This is a genomic window from Streptococcus pneumoniae (assembly GCA_040719455.1).
Taxonomy (GTDB): domain Bacteria; phylum Bacillota; class Bacilli; order Lactobacillales; family Streptococcaceae; genus Streptococcus; species Streptococcus pneumoniae_G.
The window spans coordinates 453,104-471,405 of record JBFDTN010000001.1 but is presented as its reverse complement, the minus strand read 5'-3'; the positions used below and the strand labels follow the sequence as shown (position 1 = coordinate 471,405).

General features: G+C 41.9%; 7 protein-coding genes. 3 read left to right on the top strand and 4 right to left on the bottom strand.

Annotation, left to right across the window (positions count from 1 at the left end; genetic code table 11):
- Positions 1 to 43: 43 nt before the first annotated feature.
- Positions 44 to 8,842 (bottom strand): MucBP domain-containing protein, encoded by an 8,799-nt coding sequence (locus AB1I63_02140; GenBank protein ID MEW4353689.1) that lies wholly within the window; start codon positions 8,840 to 8,842, stop codon positions 44 to 46.
- Positions 8,843 to 9,138: 296 nt separating this feature from the next.
- Between AB1I63_02140 and lctO the strand changes: the two genes are divergently transcribed.
- Positions 9,139 to 10,275: an L-lactate oxidase gene (gene lctO / locus AB1I63_02135; GenBank protein ID MEW4353688.1), complete on the top strand. Its 1,137-nt coding sequence runs from the start codon at positions 9,139 to 9,141 to the stop codon at positions 10,273 to 10,275.
- Positions 10,276 to 10,380: 105 nt separating this feature from the next.
- On the opposite strand, the gene AB1I63_02130 is transcribed toward lctO, so the two are convergent.
- Both AB1I63_02130 and AB1I63_02125 read right to left on the bottom strand, forming a co-directional pair.
- Positions 10,381 to 12,162 carry an ABC transporter ATP-binding protein gene (locus AB1I63_02130; protein MEW4353687.1) on the bottom strand — a complete coding sequence of 594 codons (1,782 nt, stop codon included), beginning with the start codon at positions 12,160 to 12,162 and terminating at the stop codon, positions 10,381 to 10,383.
- Between the two features lie 8 nt (positions 12,163 to 12,170).
- Positions 12,171 to 13,907 (bottom strand): ABC transporter ATP-binding protein, encoded by a 1,737-nt coding sequence (locus AB1I63_02125; protein ID MEW4353686.1) that lies wholly within the window; start codon positions 13,905 to 13,907, stop codon positions 12,171 to 12,173.
- 607 nt (positions 13,908 to 14,514) lie between these two features.
- Between AB1I63_02125 and AB1I63_02120 the strand changes: the two genes are divergently transcribed.
- Together AB1I63_02120 and AB1I63_02115 are read left to right on the top strand one after the other, a co-directional pair.
- Positions 14,515 to 14,961, top strand: a complete 447-nt coding sequence (locus AB1I63_02120) for a hypothetical protein (GenBank protein MEW4353685.1) — start codon at positions 14,515 to 14,517, stop codon at positions 14,959 to 14,961.
- Between the two features lie 475 nt (positions 14,962 to 15,436).
- A complete protein-coding gene (locus AB1I63_02115) occupies positions 15,437 to 16,972 on the top strand; it encodes an ATP-binding cassette domain-containing protein (GenBank protein ID MEW4353684.1) in 1,536 nt (511 codons plus the stop codon).
- A 4-nt stretch (positions 16,973 to 16,976) separates the two neighbouring features.
- Here the strand turns inward: AB1I63_02115 and AB1I63_02110 are convergent, their stop codons facing one another.
- The gene (locus AB1I63_02110) at positions 16,977 to 18,155 is read right to left on the bottom strand and encodes an MFS transporter (protein MEW4353683.1); all 1,179 of its coding nucleotides are present in this window, start codon (positions 18,153 to 18,155) and stop codon (positions 16,977 to 16,979) included.
- Positions 18,156 to 18,302 lie beyond the last annotated feature (147 nt).

Here is an 18,302-nt window from a genome sequence, read left to right as displayed (position 1 = left end):
TGCATACTATCAGAGGATTCAGTCGAATATTACCTTTAAAGGGTTATTCTTCATTTTCTGATTTCTTCTTCATTGCTGCAAGAAGAGCTGTCAATCCAAGAGCTGCTGCACCGTACACTAATCCGCTTTGGCTAGCTGCATCACCTGTATTTGGTAAGCTTTCGCCTTTCTTCATGTACGTTGGTACAGTTTCCTTAGTTGGTTGATTTGGCATTGCTGGCTCAGCAGGTTTACCTGGTTGTCCTGGCATATCTGGAGTAGGGTTACCTGGTTTACCTGGAAGTTCAACACCTGGTTTGTCACCATCTGGATTTGGTGTTGGCTCATCTGTCACTTTCAATTTATAGATATAAGTAACATCTGTGTTACCTTTTGTAACTTTACCAGTTTCAGAGTCACCATCCTTGACACCAACAAGGATGTAGGTCTTACCATCTTTACCAGTGATTTCCTTAGGAATTTCTTTATCATTTTCATTGGTATTGTATGGTGTACCAACTAGTGATTTCTCAGTATCAACTGTTGGATCTTGAAGCACATTCCCTTTTTCATCCACGTAGTGAACCGTAACTGTTCCTGCTGGAAGATATGGTACTGGTGTTGGTTGCTTAGGATCCGTTGGCGTTGGTGGGATGTAGTTGCCATCTGGATCTTTCGGCAATGGTTTCGTTGGATCGCTTGGATCTACTGGAATGTAGTCTGGAACATCTGGCAAGCGTGGATCATCGCTTGGATCTTCCGGTGTTTGATCATAAGGAACTTCTGGAATCTTCTCACCAGTTTCTGGGATCGTTGGATCATGTGGATCGTTTGGATCTAACGGGTTCTTAGGATCTTGTGGAATGTATGGAATGTACACTTGTGGGGTATCTGTTGGTGGAGGGGTATCCTCTTTCAACTTGTAGACGTAAGTGACATCAATATTTCCTTTTTTAACGGTACCAATTTCTTTATCCTTGTCTTTTGGATCTACGCCAACAAGGATGTACGTCTTACCATCTTTACCAGTGATTTCCTTAGGAATTTCTTTATCATTTTCATTGGTATTGTATGGTGTACCAACTAGTGATTTCTCAGTATCAACTGTTGGATCTTGAAGCACATTCCCTTTTTCATCCACGTAGTGAACCGTAACTGTTCCTGCTGGAAGATATGGTACTGGTGTTGGTTGCTTAGGATCCGTTGGCGTTGGTGGGATGTAGTTGCCATCTGGATCTTTCGGCAATGGTTTCGTTGGATCGCTTGGATCTACTGGAATGTAGTCTGGAACATCTGGCAAGCGTGGATCATCGCTTGGATCTTCCGGTGTTTGATCATAAGGAACTTCTGGAATCTTCTCACCAGTTTCTGGGATCGTTGGATCATGTGGATCGTTTGGATCTAACGGGTTCTTAGGATCTTGTGGAATGTATGGAATGTACACTTGTGGGGTATCTGTTGGTGGAGGGGTATCCTCTTTCAACTTGTAGACGTAAGTGACATCAATATTTCCTTTTTCAACGGTACCAATTTCTTTATCCTTGTCTTTTGGATCTACGCCAACAAGGACATATGTCTTACCATCTTTACCAGTGATTTCTTTAGGAATTTCTTTATCATTTTCATTGGTATTGTATGGTGTACCAACTGGTGATTTCTCAGTATCCACGGTTGGATCTTGAATCACATTTCCATTTTCATCCACATAGTGAACGGTAACGGTTCCTGCTGGAAGATATGGTACTGGGGTTGGTTGCTTAGGATCCGTTGGCGTTGGTGGGATGTAGTTGCCATCTGGATCTTTCGGCAATGGTTTCGTTGGATCGTTTGGATCTACTGGAATGTAGCCGTCAATATCTGGCAAGCGTGGATCATCGCTTGGATCTTCCGGTGTTTGATCGTAAGGAACTTCTGGAATCTTCTCACCAGTTTCTGGAATCGTTGGATCATGTGGATCGTTTGGATCTAGCGGATTCTTAGGATCTTGTGGAATATATGGAATGTACACTTGTGGGGTATCTGTTGGTGGAGGAGTATCCTCTTTCAACTTGTAGACGTAAGTGACATCAATATTTCCTTTTTCAACGGTACCAATTTCTTTATCCTTGTCTTTTGGATCTACGCCAACAAGGACATATATCTTACCATCTTTACCAGTGATTTCTTTAGGAATTTCTTTATCATTTTCATTGGTATTGTATGGTGTACCAACTGGTGATTTCTCAGTATCCACGGTTGGATCTTGGAGAACATTTCCATTTTCATCCACATAGTGAACGGTAACGGTTCCTGCTGGAAGATATGGTACTGGGGTTGGTTGCTTAGGATCCGTTGGCGTTGGTGGGATGTAGTTGCCATCTGGATCTTTCGGCAATGGTTTCGTCGGATCGTTTGGATCTACTGGAATGTAGCCGTCAATATCTGGCAAGCGTGGATCATCGCTTGGATCTTCCGGTGTTTGATCGTAAGGAACTTCTGGAATCTTCTCACCAGTTTCTGGGATCGTTGGATCATGTGGATCGTTTGGATCTAGAGGATTCTTAGGATCTTGTGGAATGTATGGAATGTACACTTGTGGGGTATCTGTTGGTGGAGGAGTATCCTCTTTCAACTTGTAGACGTAAGTGACATCAATATTTCCTTTTTCAACGGTACCAATTTCTTTATCCTTGTCTTTTGGATCTACGCCAACAAGGACATATGTCTTACCATCTTTACCAGTGATTTCTTTAGGAATTTCTTTATCATTTTCATTGGTATTGTATGGTGTACCAACTGGTGATTTCTCAGTATCCACGGTTGGATCTTGAATCACATTTCCATTTTCATCCACATAGTGAACGGTAACGGTTCCTGCTGGAAGATATGGTACTGGGGTTGGTTGCTTAGGATCCGTTGGCGTTGGTGGGATGTAGTTGCCATCTGGATCTTTCGGCAATGGTTTCGTTGGATCGTTTGGATCTACTGGAATGTAGCCGTCAATATCTGGCAAGCGTGGATCATCGCTTGGATCTTCCGGTGTTTGATCGTAAGGAACTTCTGGAATCTTCTCACCAGTTTCTGGGATCGTTGGATCATGTGGATCGTTTGGATCTAACGGGTTCTTAGGATCTTGTGGAATATATGGAATGTACACTTGTGGGGTATCTGTTGGTGGAGGGGTATCCTCTTTCAACTTGTAGACGTAAGTGACATCAATATTTCCTTTTTTAACGGTACCAATTTCTTTATCCTTGTCTTTTGGATCTACGCCAACAAGGATGTACGTCTTACCATCTTTACCAGTGATTTCCTTAGGAATTTCTTTATCATTTTCATTGGTATTGTATGGTGTACCAACTAGTGATTTCTCAGTATCAACTGTTGGATCTTGAAGCACATTCCCTTTTTCATCCACGTAGTGAACCGTAACTGTTCCTGCTGGAAGATATGGTACTGGGGTTGGTTGCTTAGGATCCGTTGGCGTTGGTGGGATGTAGTTGCCATCTGGATCTTTCGGCAATGGTTTCGTTGGATCATTTGGATCTACTGGAATGTAGTCTGGAACATCTGGCAAGCGTGGATCATCCGTTGGATCTTCCGGTGTTTGATCATAAGGAACTTCTGGAATCTTCTCACCAGTTTCTGGGATCGTTGGATCATGTGGATCGTTTGGATCTAACGGGTTCTTAGGATCTTGTGGAATGTATGGAATGTACACTTGTGGGGTATCTGTTGGTGGAGGGGTATCCTCTTTCAACTTGTAGACGTAAGTGACATCAATATTTCCTTTTTTAACGGTACCAATTTCTTTATCCTTGTCTTTTGGATCTACGCCAACAAGGACGTAGGTCTTACCATCTTTACCAATGATTTCCTTAGGAATTTCTTTATCATTTTCATTGGTATTGTATGGTGTACCAACTAGTGATTTCTCAGTATCAACTGTTGGATCTTGAAGCACATTCCCTTTTTCATCCACGTAGTGAACCGTAACTGTTCCTGCTGGAAGATATGGTACTGGTGTTGGTTTCTTAGGATCCGTTGGCGTTGGTGGGATGTGGTTGCCATCTGGATCTTTCGGCAATGGTTTCGTTGGATCATTTGGATCTACTGGAATGTAGTCTGGAACATCTGGCAAGCGTGGATCATCCGTTGGATCTTCCGGTGTTTGATCATAAGGAACTTCTGGAATCTTCTCACCAGTTTCTGGGATCGTTGGATCATGTGGATCGTTTGGATCTAACGGGTTCTTAGGATCTTGTGGAATATATGGAATGTACACTTGTGGGGTGTAGAGGATCAACTGATCATTGATTCCAGAGATATTTCCATCTTTATCAATCGTTGCTGTTTCTAATGGAGCATTTTTATCAAATGTATATCCTGCTTTTTCAGGAGAATTGACAGCTGGAGCTTCAGAAACTTCTGGTTGCCAGTCCGAAATAGTTACCTTACCAGTTACATGGTCAACTGTCACTGTACGAGTAAAGCGAACTGTTTGAACCACTTCTTCAAATACTTCTTCCTGATCTAACCCTGGCTTATCAGCATAGCGATAACGGATTGTACGTGTCTTCTCACGAACAAGATCTGCTACTTCTGGAGGCCATACTGGTGAACGTGGATCATTTGGATTGATTGGCTCACCTGGTTTTGGTGGATTTGGAGTATTTGGATCAACTGGTGTGATCTTATGTTTCAACTTAACAACATATTGCTGTGTTGGCTTCTCTTTATCTGCGTCATCTTGATCATCAAATATAATCGGTGCTGGAACTTCATCTGAAACCAATTCCCAACCTTTATCAAGGTAATTTTGAATACGTGTTTCTGTACTATAATCTGACTCTTCTCCTGGAAGACCCTCTTTACGATCCACTGTATCCAATTGTTTCTTAGTTTCTTCGTTGATCTTGTTTGGATCATTTTCATCTGTTACATCATAGTAAGTAATGGTTGCATATTGTGTTTTTGGTGGTACTTCTTTTAGTCTGTAAACATAAGTTACTTTTGTAGTACCTTCGACAATATCACCTGTTTCAGAACCACTGGTCTTCTCTGGCACTAGCTCATATACTTTTCCATCTGCTGTGGTAATCGTATTTGGACGCTTGTCAGTAGTGTCATATGCTTGACCTGTCGAAGTTGCTGCAGTATCAATCGCTGCACCTTCAATGGCTTGTTTTTCTTCGGTTTCTGTATTTGAAAGATTTCCAATCTGCTGACCATTATCTCCAGTACCTGTGATTGGATTTCCATCTTCATCACGGTAAAGAACGACTACATCACCTTTGACTTCTTCATAGACATAAGTAACTGTTTGTTGTTTATCAGTGACCTTACCATCTACTGAAGCACTTGTCGTCAAATGACCATTTTCATCTACTTCACCAACTGGGTAGTCTGCTCCTTTTGGAACTAATTTATATGTCTTACCATCTTTGGTTTTCAGAGTTTCTGGGCGAAGTTCATCTGTATTTGTCGCATAGTCTGTTCCTGAATCTTGGTCTTTAGCAACATCTTGTTGACCAGCAACTTCTGTACCATCTTCTTTGACAAAGGTAATTGGGTTACCATCTGTATCTACATAAGTGACATCAACAGAACCTTTTTGAAGTTCGTAGTAATAAACAATCCGTGCTGTTCCTTCAGAAACGGTACCTGTTTCTCGACCACCAACTTTATCTTCGACAAGTTTATAAATTTTACCGTCCGTTGTTGTGATTGTTGTTGGTTTGTTATCTGTTGTATCGTAAGCTGTACCTGTTGAGGTTGCTTTCGTGTCAAAGACAGCACCTTCCCATTCTGAACGAGCGGTATCGTCATCCTTATCTTGGGTATCTGATGTTGAGACGTTACCAATCACTGTACCGTCTTTAGTTGAATCACTATAACCAGTCGCTGTACCTGTAAGTGGTGTACCTTTTCCATCATTGATACGGTAAAGAACAACGACATCACCTTTGACTTCTTCGTAGACATAGGTAACGACTTTCTTCTCTTCACCCACTTGTCCTGTCGGTTCGTCAGTTCCTTGTGTACCATCTGCTGATGTCGCAAGGTGACCGTCTTTAGCAACTTTACCTACTGTAAAGTCTTCATCTTCTTTGTTTACGACTAATTTGTAAGTTTTACCATCTTCTGTCTTAATCGTATTTGGTTTCTTGTCACCACTTTCAGCATCATAGCTTGTTCCAACTGGTGTGTCCGCTGGCTGAACTGGGGCAGAATCTTTGAGAACATTTCCTTCGGTGTCAATATAGTGTACTTCTACCTCGCCACCTTTTTTCGGAGCATATTCATATTGAATGACTTGTTTGTTTTCTGTAACAGTACCTGTCGTTGGAGCTGATCCTTCTTTAATTTTTGGAGTACCATCAGGGTTTTTAACCAATTCATAAACTACACCTTTGTCATCTTTCAATGTCGTTGGAGGTGTATCTTCGTACTTCGTTCCAACTGGTGTATCTTGCTCTTTTACAACGGTATCGGTCTTATCTGTATTATCTTCTGGATAGAGACGAGTTGTTGTTCCCTCAATATAATATTGAGCTGCAACTTCGCCACCTTTTTTCGCTGCATATTGATACTGAATGATTTGACCGCCATCTTCAATAGTTCCGTCTTTTGGAGCTGAACCATCTTTCAAGACTGGATTTCCTTGCTCATCAACGACGAGAGTATATTCAATACCATCTTTGTCGTACAAGGTTTTTGGTGGTGTATCTGTATAAGCTTCTCCAGCAATATCTTCTTTTACCAATTTTGGCTCTGGATTTTCTTTTGTATAATCTGCTGGATCAGGATAGAGGTGCGTGTCTGTATTTTCTACATAGTATTCTGCTTGAACTTTTTCAAACTTCGCATACTCGTAGATAACTGTATCTGACTGTCTCCAACCATTACGAAGTGTAGCAATACCTGTTATACCAGTACGAGAGTTAAACAGTGGTTCATAGATAGCCGCACGGTCAGTAGAATTTCCAACAAACTCAAATGGACGAGTGTTTACAGTATCATAGTAGAGATAATCAGTAACTCCCTCTTTTTTGAATTCAGAACCAGTTTTCTCTGCAACAGGTGCATGGTAGAATGCATCACGGTCCGTTGAGATAAATGACGAATCCTCTGCCATAATCTCTTTTTTATACTCCTCAAGTGTCTTACTTGAGTCTGCTTTATATCTTCTATCAGCCTCTGCATCTACGTTAGCCGTGTAATGCGTTCCTCCGTAGTATTTATAATCAAAGGTTGTATAGTTGTCGATATTGGTGAAGAATTCTTCTGCACTTGGAAGAGTCGCTGCATCATCTGGATTATTGGCACTTTTAGGACTCACGTAAACCGTCATCGTTCCATGACCTGTATTATTATCATACACGACTTTTCGATAAATCGTCATCGGACCTTCGGCTAGCGGAGCAACAATGCGTGAATAAGTCGTATCTCCTGCTACGATAGTCGGATTTGTTGTTACAATCCCACTCTTATTATCATTTGCTGATACGAGTTTGTAGCCAGGAATATCAAATGCTTCTGTTGTATAGTTAAACCCAACCCAGCCAGACTGTACATAGTCAGGAAGTAATGGTTTGTTGGTTTTGTACTCCACATACTTGGTAACTTGTTCCGTATAAGTCGGAGCACCCAAAACAGCTTCATTTAGGTAAACTACTGATATACGAGCTGGAGCAAGGAGATTTTCTGTAATTCCGATATTATTGGTATCACCATTTCTTACAGGGGCAATCGTAATTTGTCCAGTTTCTGTAACTGTAATAGTTGGATTTGCTGCATCAATCGTGCTAAAAGGTTGCGAATCGCCCGGTTTGCTAACATCTGCAACAAATGAATCTGCTAATGGCATCCCATTTGCATCAATAGGTGTCACATAAATCAAAGAAGGACGATCGCCACTTTCTGGTTTTGCCTCATCAATCGACAAAATGTATTTAATGTCAGGATTGTTTTTATATTCTAAGTTAGCATAAGTGTAGCGACCTGCTTGTGAGTCTTTGTACTTAACAGATTCTGGATCTCTTACACTGTAATTTTCTGTGATGACAACTTCATTGTCCTTACGAACCGCTTCTACATTGATATCTGAATCCGTAGAAGATTCTGTTGCACGAAAACCTGTATAAGAACGATCGCTCCCTGATGTTTCAGCTTTTACAACATTAAAGTTGAGAAGATTTTGGCGTCCTCCACGCTCCACAACAGCTAATTCCATAACTGCCGCTTGATGAGCAGCTAGTTTCCAACCATCTAGGGCAGGATTTGTACCAATCTCATTTCTTACAGAAACATTAATCGTTGCATGTTCTGATTTTGGAAGACTAGTCTTTTCAAGAACAGAGTAGTTATTTGAATAAACGACTTCATTCGTATCTGTATCTGTATAAGTAACTTTATAGACAGCTTCTACATTCCGTTTAGGAGCAAGAACAACTTCTCCTGTTTCTTGAATTGTAACCTCTTCTTTAGTAGCAGGTGTTGCCACCACTGATTCTTTAGGTTCAGATTTAGGAGTTGAAGTTTCTTTAGAGTTCTCCACAGTAGAGCTCTCTCTAGTGCTAGTTTCTTCAGTATTTACTACTGATGTAGTCTCTGAAGGCGCAGTGGTAGCTGGTTCAGCTTCTACGACTGGTGAGTCAACAGAAGGTACTGGTTCTACGGTTGTTTCTTTAGATACCGTACCTTCCGTTTTTTGTGTAAGTTCAGGGACAGTTTTTGTAGCAGTGACATCTACGATAGTAGATTCTACTTGATCTGCCATGGCAGAATCAACGCTAGCTACAAAGGCCGTTCCTAAAAGAACAGAACAAGTTCCAATCGTAAATTTACGAATTGAAAATCGTTGTTTCTTTTTGAAAAACATTATAGCCTCTCCTTGTGTTGGTTTATTGAGTATATTAGACTATACCATCTAAAAATATACACTTATATTATATACCCCCCCCCTAAAAAAGTCAATATATATGCTTGAGATTCAGTGCAAATTTATACATGTTTTAGTTATATGTCTATTTCACAGCTTCCTTGTGCAGTTTTCACATTCTGAGTGCAAATTCATTGACATGATTTTCAGTAAATGATATACTATCATCTGTAAGCGCTAACAGAAAATAGATTTTAATTAGAAAGTACATCTAGCTAGATTTAGAGGAAAACCGCATGGATTTCAAAACAAGTAACGCAGAAGGCCCAGTTGAATTTGTCAATGTCTTTGACCTAGAAAGAATGGCTCAAAAAGTAGTTCCAAAAGGTGCTTTTGGATATATCGCAAGTGGTGCTGGAGATACCTTTACTTTACATGAAAACATTCGTTCCTTTAACCACAAATTAATCGTACCTCATAGCTTGAAAGGTGTTGAAAATCCATCTACTGAGATCGTTTATGATGGAGACACACTCACTTCTCCAATCATCATGGCACCTGTTGCTGCTCACAAACTTGCTAATGAGCAAGGTGAGGTTGCTAGTGCCAAAGGTGTTCGTGAATTCGGAACTATCTATACTACTAGCTCGTATTCAACAACAGATATTCCAGAAATCGCTCAAGCCTTGGATGGTTCTCCACACTGGTTCCAATTCTATTACAGTAAAGATGATGGTATCAACCGCCATATCATGGACCGTGTGAAAGAGCAAGGTGTAAAAGCTATTGTCTTGACCGTTGATGCGACTGTCGGAGGAAACCGTGAAGTTGACAAACGTAACGGCTTTGTCTTCCCAGTTGGTATGCCAATCGTTCAAGAATACCTTCCAGATGGTGCTGGTAAAACAATGGACTTTGTTTACCGCTCAGCAAAACAAGCCCTTTCACCAAAAGATGTGGAATACATCGCTCAATACTCTGGTCTTCCAGTTTATGTTAAAGGTCCTCAATGTGCTGAAGATGTCTTCCGTGCTTTGAATGCTGGTGCATCAGGTATCTGGGTAACCAACCACGGTGGTCGTCAGCTTGACGGTGGTCCTGCTTCATTTGATTCTCTTCAAGAAGTGGCTGAAGCTGTTGACAGACGTGTTCCTATCGTCTTTGACTCAGGTGTTCGCCGTGGTCAACACGTCTTTAAAGCCCTTGCTTCTGGTGCAGACCTTGTCGCGCTTGGTCGTCCAGTTGTTTACGGACTTGCCCTAGGTGGAAGTGTTGGTACTCGCCAAGTCTTTGAAAAGATTAACGAAGAACTCAAGATGGTCATGCAACTTGCTGGTACACAAACAATCGAAGATGTGAAACACTTCAAACTTCGCCACAATCCATACGATTCTTCTATTCCATTCAACCAAGATGCTTTGAAATTAGACTAAGAAAAAATAGACTAAGAAAAAATAGACTAGGATATAAATCCTAGTCTATTTTTTATACGCTTATCTATCTTAAAACATCTGTCACACATACAAGAAAGCTCATTTCTAAGCACTTTCTTTATCCTTTTTTGAAAACTGACTATTGTAGAGATCGTAATAGAAACCTTTATCGGCTAAGAGACTTTCATGATTTCCCTGCTCGATGATTTGCCCGTCTTTTAAGACCAAAATCTTATCTGCTTCTTGAATGGTTGACAAGCGGTGGGCGATGACAAAGCTAGTCCGACCTTTCATCAAGTTCTTCATGGCTTTTTGAATCAAAAGCTCTAGACGGGTATCAACTGAACTCGTTGCCTCATCTAAAATCAGGATTTTAGGATCCGCTAGAAGCGCTCGTGCTATGGTAAGCAGTTGCTTTTGACCAAGCGAGATATTGCTCGATTCTTGGTTCATCTCCATATTGTAACCACCAGGAAGCGTGCGGATAAAGTGGTCTACATTTGCGGCCTTAGCTGCAGCAATGATTTCCTCATCTGTCGCCTGTAAATTCCCAAAACGGAGATTTTCCTTAATCGTTCCCTCATAGAGCCAAGCATCCTGCAAGACCATCCCAAATTGCTGGCGGTATTCCTGACGGGAAAGATTGCGAATATCGTGTCCATCCACGGTAATGGCGCCACTGGTCACATCATAGAAACGCATCAAGAGATTGATTAACGTCGTCTTTCCTGCTCCTGTTGGACCAACGATTGCGACCATCTCCCCTGGCTCAACTTCCAAATTAAAGTCTCGAATCAAGGGTTTATTTTCTACATATTGGAAATCGACATGCTTGAAGCTGACTTGTCCTGTCAAATCGTGCTCGAGCTTCTCTGTCACTTCCATTGGTTCATCCGGCTCATCTAGGACTTGGAAAATCCGCTCGAGTGAGGATTGAGCACTCTGCAAAGGACCCGCCAACTGGGTAAGAGTCTGAATGGGCTGGCTGACCTGCCAGACATATTGGACAAAGGCCTGCATATTTCCGATTGTCAAGCGTCCTGCAATAACCTGCAAACCACCGACAACGGCAACAATCAAATAAGTCAAATCAGATATTACATGTAGGACAGGCATCATCAAACCAGAGATAAAGCTGGCCTTAAAACCTGCCTTCTGCAAGGTATTGGTAATCTCTTGAAAATCCTCTGTGGATGCTTCTTCACGACCATAGAGCTTGAGGACATTGAAACCAGATAGGTTCTCCTGCACAAAACCATTGAGCCGTCCTAGAATAGCGGCCTGCTCCTTGAAATAAGGTTGCGATTTTTTGAGGATAAACTGGGCACCGAAGTAAGTCAGAGGAATGCTGACCATGACAATCAAGGCCAATTTGAGGTTCAAAAAGAGCATCATAGCCACTACGAGAGTAATGGTAAACACCGCATTGACCAACTGAAGGACACTTTGCTGGAGGGCATTTGACACCGTCTCCACATCGCTGGTAAAGCGTCCTAGAACGTCCCCAAACTGCTGCTTGTCAAAGTAAGACACCGCAATACGATTGATCTTTCGACTCAAATCATTCCGCAAATCCGCCACCGTCTGCTGAACTGCATTGGTCATGAAATAGTTGGAATAGTAGGCTCCGATTTCATAGAAGAGGGCGCGGATGAAATAGAGTAGCAGAATCCAGAAAATATAGGTCACGTTGATACCTGCTCCTGCCACGCCTCTTGCCATCTCCATAAGATTTTTGGTCAATTCAGTAATGGCAAGCCCCAAGACAAAGGGCTCTAATACGCTCATCACAACGCTAAGAATCTTGAGGAAAATGGCTGCAAAAAGTGCCAGCTTATATACTTTCAAATAGCTCCATAAACGAGCAAAACTAGATTGTTTTTTCATGTTTCCTCCTATTCTTCTGTTAATGATTGGCTATTCAGCTGAGAGTTCGCAATTTCGCGGTAGATGTCGTTATTCTCCATGAGCTCTTCATGCGTACCGCGACCGATGATTTCACCCTTATCCAGTACGATAATCTGATCCGCGTCCATAATGGTTCCCACGCGCTGCGCCACAATGAGAACCGTTGCGTTTTCTGTCACTTCTTTCAAACGACGGCGCAAGATAGCATCTGTCTTATAGTCCAAGGCTGAAAAGGAATCGTCAAAGATATAAATATCGGGTTCTTTGACTACCGCACGAGCAATAGACAAGCGTTGCTTTTGCCCACCAGATAGGTTGCTTCCGCCTTCTGCTAAGTGGGTTTCAAACTGCTCTTCCTTGCTCTCGATAAATTCGCGTGCCTGTGCTACATCTGCTGCCTGATGCAACTCCTCATGACTGGCATCTTCTTTTCCGTAGCGGAGATTTTCTGCAATCGTTCCGGTAAAGAGTAGCGCCTTCTGCGGAATAAAACCAATCTTCTGACGAAGTGCCTTGAGATTGTAGGCACGCACATCAACACCGTCAACCAGAATTTTCCCAAGCGTCACATCATAGAAACGCGGAATCAATTGCACCAAGGAGGACTTTCCAGAACCGGTTGAGCCGATAAAGGCAATGGTTTCCCCCGGCTTTGCCTTAAAGGAAATATTGTGCAAGACTGGGCTTTCTGTCTCTCCCGGATAGGCAAAAGTCACATTGTCAAACTCCAAATATCCCTTGGTCTCCGTTTCTGTAATCCCGTCTTCATTTGGGTTAATCGAAATCGGCATATCCATGACTTCCTTCAAGCGCTCGCTTGATACCGCTGTCCGAGGATACATGGTAAACAGATTAGACAAGAGCAAGAAGGACAAGAGAGCATGGAAACTATACTCGATAAAGGCTACCAAGTCTCCAATCTGCAAATCCCCACGACCAAGTGGCGCTAGGGCAAACCAGACAATCGCCACAATCATGGCAATGATAATCTGAACAAACAAAGGCTCAGTCAAACCAGTTAGTTTAAACAGACGATTGGAATTTTGGGCATAGATATCGTTTTGCTCCGCAAATCGGTCTTCTTGAAATTCCTCTCTGGCAAAGGCACGAATGACCCGCAGACCGGTCAGATTTTCCCGTGCGTACTGGTTGATCTGATCCAGTGTTTTCTGTTGCTTTTCAGATAAGGGACGGGTTTTGACCGCCACATACCAGACAACCATGGCTAAAAATGGCATGGCAAAAGCGACAATCCAAGCCATGGATGGACTTGTTAAGAAAATCATCATCACACTAGAGAACATCATCAAGGGAGTAATGACACCTAATTTTAAAACTTGTTCTGCAAATTGCATCAAGACAAAGGCATCACTGGTCATCCGTGTCACCAAGGATGACACCCCGATTTGTTCATATTCATGATGCGAATATTCCTGTAACTTGCCATAGAGGTCATTTCGCATATCACGGACCATGCTCGTGGTCAATTTACTCGCTGCATAAGACAAGATAACACGCCCAAACGTACCAAGAACAATCACGACTAGCATGACCATCGCCCAATAAGACAAACGGCTACTATCACTACGATTGATTCCCTCATCAATCATCCGAGCTAAAACCGTTGGCAGCCCAAGATTGACAACTACAAAAAAGATAGCCCCCAATAAGTCTAACCATAACCATTTGGGGTACTTCTTTAAATAAGACCAAATATAGTTCATCTCTCCTCCTTCTCATACTCGCTAAAAATCAGGTTGACCATCGTTAACTCAGTTTGCTTGAACAGTCCAGTGGACTGTTCAAGGTTGGAAATAAGGATAAGGATTATGTAATAATCCTCTGCTGATATTCAGTTCTACCTACAAGATAGCTACGCTAATCAGATGTTGATTTTTATAGAGTATCATAACAAGAAAAAAGCACTAAACAGCACTTTTTCATTTCTATTTTTCAGGCAAAAGCCCTCACTCATCTAGTATAGCAAAATCAAACTTAGAACACAAGGAAAAAACCAAGCAGAAAGCGCCTTTTAAAACTAGGAACCATTTTCTGGTACCAAAAAAACAAACCAGATAAAGAGGGCACTACCTAGCAAAATGATAGCAAGTAATATCCCTATTCCTACCCATCTCAGCAGGCGATTATGCAGACAACAGGCTAGTACTAAGAATCCCAAGCAAACAAGACCAAGAATCAAAAAACGCAAACTCATCACCCATCTCCTAGTCCATTATACACCATTTCATATTATTCTGTTAAACGAACCTATTTTTACTTGCTTTGTGCTTGATTGAGCTGTATAATATAGGCAAGAAAGGAGGGAATGCTATGCGGAAACGATTTTTCCCTGGTGAAGAGATTTTTTTCTTCTATCATTTATCAAGCGCGATCGCACTCTACCGTTGGCGTACTTTTTCCCCTGTTAAGCAAGAGGTTTTCTATTGGCTGGGAGGGGGACTTCTGCTGACCTTTTTGATGACACTGCTGGGTTACTTTTTCTACCCACGCTGGAAATGGTCTATCTGGCACCTTTTCTTCTTTTTAGTAGGAGTTTACCTACTTATCTTTGGAACTTATTCTCTTATTTTTGAAAAAATCATTCAGCTAGCCAGTTCTCCCGAGGATATTTCTAATCTACAAAGCTATCAAACGACGAGTTTATGGAGCTATCCGATGGCCATGATTGGAACTCTCACAGGCTATCACAACATGATGAAACAAGCCATCGCCCCGCAAGAAGATTCGCTATTTGGCATCAAAAATTTGAAAAAATAAGTTGACAACGTTTTTTAGATATGATACAGTAAGGCTAACAACACTCGGAGGTAAGAGGAGAATGAACAACTAAGTCTATTTGTTAAAGTTTGAAAGCGTAAATGAAGCAGTTCTTCTGCATTCTTTTGCGTGAGATCATCCTTTACCAGTAGGCTAAAGCTTGTTTGTATCTCCTTTTTGTGTGGACTTTTTAGCGATTTGCTTGTCAACATGTCTAAAACAATAATAGTCTTTTAGTTTTGATTTAGTACGAGGCAACGAGTCGCAGACAGAACTTAGGTTAACTGAGGATTGTTTCATAATCCCAATTTCCAACTTTTAACAGTCCACTGGACTGTTGAAGCAAGACGAGTTAACACTGTCATCAATGAAAAGATAACAACGAGATTCACACTAAAAAGACCATCAAGGTCCTCTGATACAAGCAAACAGTCCTACTGGTTAAGGTAGGACTGTTTGCTGATAAGGAGGATTTATGTTACAAATTACACATTTAACTATGACCCATGAAAAAGATTTGACAGACTTAGTCTCTGATTTATCTCTTGTCGTCAATAAAGGAGAGAAGGTTGCACTGATTGGAGAGGAGGGCAATGGCAAATCCAGTCTGCTCAAATGGATGATGAAAGAAGATCTGGTCAGCTCCTATATTCAATGCAGGGGACAGATACAGCGGGACTTTGCCCAATACAGCTATATTCCTCAGCAGTTAGCACAGGAGTTTGAAAGGCTCTCCCTCAACGACTATGTCTTTGGTCTCAGCGAGATTGACCTTAACTACGCAGCACTTTATCGCTACGCTAAGGAATTAGAGTTTGATAGCGAACGTTTTACTGATTCTCAACCGCTCTCTTCCCTCTCTGGTGGAGAAAGATTAAAAATCCAGCTCATCAAGGAACTAGCCAAGGAAACAGATATTCTCTTTTTAGACGAACCGTCCAATGACTTGGACTTGCCCACTCTCAAGTGGCTGGAACATTTCATCCAACAAACGCCTAAAACTGTGATCTTTGTTTCTCACGATGAAGCCTTTCTGAGCAAAACTGCCACGAAAATCGTTCATTTAGAACGTATCAAAAAACGCCAAGTAGCGCGGACAACTGTCCAATCTCTAGGCTATACGACTTACGCCCAAGAACGAGCAGACCAATTTGACCGTCAATTAAAACAGGCACGCAATGAACGACTGGCTCATCAAAAGAAATTGGATCGCCACCACCGAATTCACCAAAGTGTCGAACATAACGTCCGCAATACCCATGATGCGACCGCAGGGAGACTGGCTGCTAAAAAGATGAAAGCCGTGCTCGCTCAAGAAAAACGCTATGAGAAAGAGGCTGCTCATCTGACTGAAATACCGACCCAAGAAGACAACATTCGCTTGTATTTTAAGAATATCGAGCCACTTCCTGCCCACAAACCGGTTATTGAGCTAGCTGACTTTGCTCTCTGTGTAGAGCGCCAAACCTTGGTTCCCAACTTGAACTTCCGCTTTTTAGCCCAAGAAAAAATCGGCATTATCGGACAAAACGGTGCTGGAAAATCAAGCCTCCTTAAGCAAATTCATGCTCTTTTAGAGGCGCAAGCCAACTATCCGATTGGCTACATGCCCCAGCACTACCAAGACCTGCTAGATATGAGCGCTTCTCCGCTCCAATTTTTAACCACTTCTCCTGATAAAAAAGAAGAGGAGCGAGTCCTCACTCATTTAGCTAGCCTACAATTTAGCCGAGAAGAAGCTCGCCACCCCATTTCCTTTTTATCTGGTGGGCAACAAGGCAAGCTACTCCTGCTAAAAATGGTCTTGGATTCCTGTCCTGTTTTATTGCTGGATGAGCCTACGCGGAATTTTTCACCGACCTCACAGCCTCAAATCAGAAAGCTTTTTGCAGATTTCCCTAGCGCTATCCTCACTGTATCGCACGACCGTGTCTTTCTCAAAGAAGTCTGCGATAAGATTTACCAACTAGATGAGCAAGGATTGATAGAAGTTCGTAAGGAAGACTTGTAAATAGCTACTTTGTCTTTAATGGATGGTAGAGATAATACCAGATTGACAAACCTATCACTCCTAGCCCTATGATGAAAAAGCTTGCCAAATGGATACTTGGTAGCACCGTCATGAGAAAGGTTGCGATTGGCATAAAGAGAATGGCTAGCGTGAAAATGGTGCTAAAGACTCGTCCCAAATACTCTTTTTCAACCTTGGTCTGAACCTGACTGAAAAAGTGAATGTTAAAGACGGTCATAAAGAATTCGCAGATAAGATTTCCTAGAAAAGAAAGGGGCACAAGTTTTAGAGATAAGATAGGCAGAGCCATCAGACAGACACCAACACCTGTCATCGCAAGCATGAGGGATAGATCCTTCATGGAATCGGTCCATTTCTTTGCAAAAATAGCGCCTAGAATCGAGCCAAGAGCTCCCATGGTTAAGATTGTCGCATAGCTCCCTGCTTGCTGATAAAGACGGTCCACAAAAGGAAGCAGGTAATTAAAGGCTGCAAAGAAAAAATTGACAGCTGAAGCAAGCAGTAAAAGCAAGAAAATCTCTCCTTGCCCACGGATATAAGTCAAGCCAGCGCGAATATCTTCGAGGACACTCTTTACGGTTAATCTGCTACTTGTCGTTTCTGGCTCATGATTGGGCAGGAAAAAGACCAGTAAGGCTGCTAGGAGAAAGGTTGCCGCATCCACCAAGAGCGTTACTTGGAGAGTAGCATAGTGGAGCACGATAAAGGAGAAAATAGGGGAAGAGACGCTGATGACTTTCAAGACCATTTCTAGATGAGAATTATAGGTCACAATGTCCTCTTTCGCCACAATCTCCGTGATATAGGATTTATTAGCGGGTCGTGAAAAAGCAAAGGCAATTGCCTGCACAATGTTTGCCACAATCAAGCCCGTAATGAGTAGCCTTTGCTCCCTCAAAAACGAAACTCCAAGGCATAAAATAGCGCACACAATGTCTGTCGTTATCAAGATTTTACGACGGGAAAAACGGTCTGAAATCACCCCGCCGATGGGGTTAAAGAAAAGAGAGGTCAACAGGTCTGATAATTGATACACTCCCAAGACAGTCTCCCCTAGCTTACCTAATGAAGCTAGCCAGACGCTATTGCCATAGTCATAAAGCATGTTTCCAATTTTATTAATTCCTGCACGGGTGATGAGCTGAATAGCTTTCCAATTCATAAAAAAACCTCCTCAAATGATTTGCTTTTCATTATAGCAAATGACTTGAGGAGGTTTTTGTTTTTTGCATATTTGGGAATTTATACTCATTTAGTTTTAATCTATTACATCGTTAACTCGTCTTGCTCCAACAGTCCAGTGGACTGT

Excerpts from the sequence above, each read along its gene's own strand:
- AB1I63_02140 (MEW4353689.1), bottom strand. The coding sequence starts at position 8,842 with ATGTTTTTCAAAAAGAAACAACGATTTTCAATTCGTAAATTTACGATT.
- lctO (MEW4353688.1), top strand. The coding sequence starts at position 9,139 with ATGGATTTCAAAACAAGTAACGCAGAAGGCCCAGTTGAATTTGTCAAT.
- AB1I63_02130 (MEW4353687.1), bottom strand. The coding sequence starts at position 12,162 with ATGAAAAAACAATCTAGTTTTGCTCGTTTATGGAGCTATTTGAAAGTA.
- AB1I63_02125 (MEW4353686.1), bottom strand. The coding sequence starts at position 13,907 with ATGAACTATATTTGGTCTTATTTAAAGAAGTACCCCAAATGGTTATGG.
- AB1I63_02120 (MEW4353685.1), top strand. The coding sequence starts at position 14,515 with ATGCGGAAACGATTTTTCCCTGGTGAAGAGATTTTTTTCTTCTATCAT.
- AB1I63_02115 (MEW4353684.1), top strand. The coding sequence starts at position 15,437 with ATGTTACAAATTACACATTTAACTATGACCCATGAAAAAGATTTGACA.
- AB1I63_02110 (MEW4353683.1), bottom strand. The coding sequence starts at position 18,155 with ATGAATTGGAAAGCTATTCAGCTCATCACCCGTGCAGGAATTAATAAA.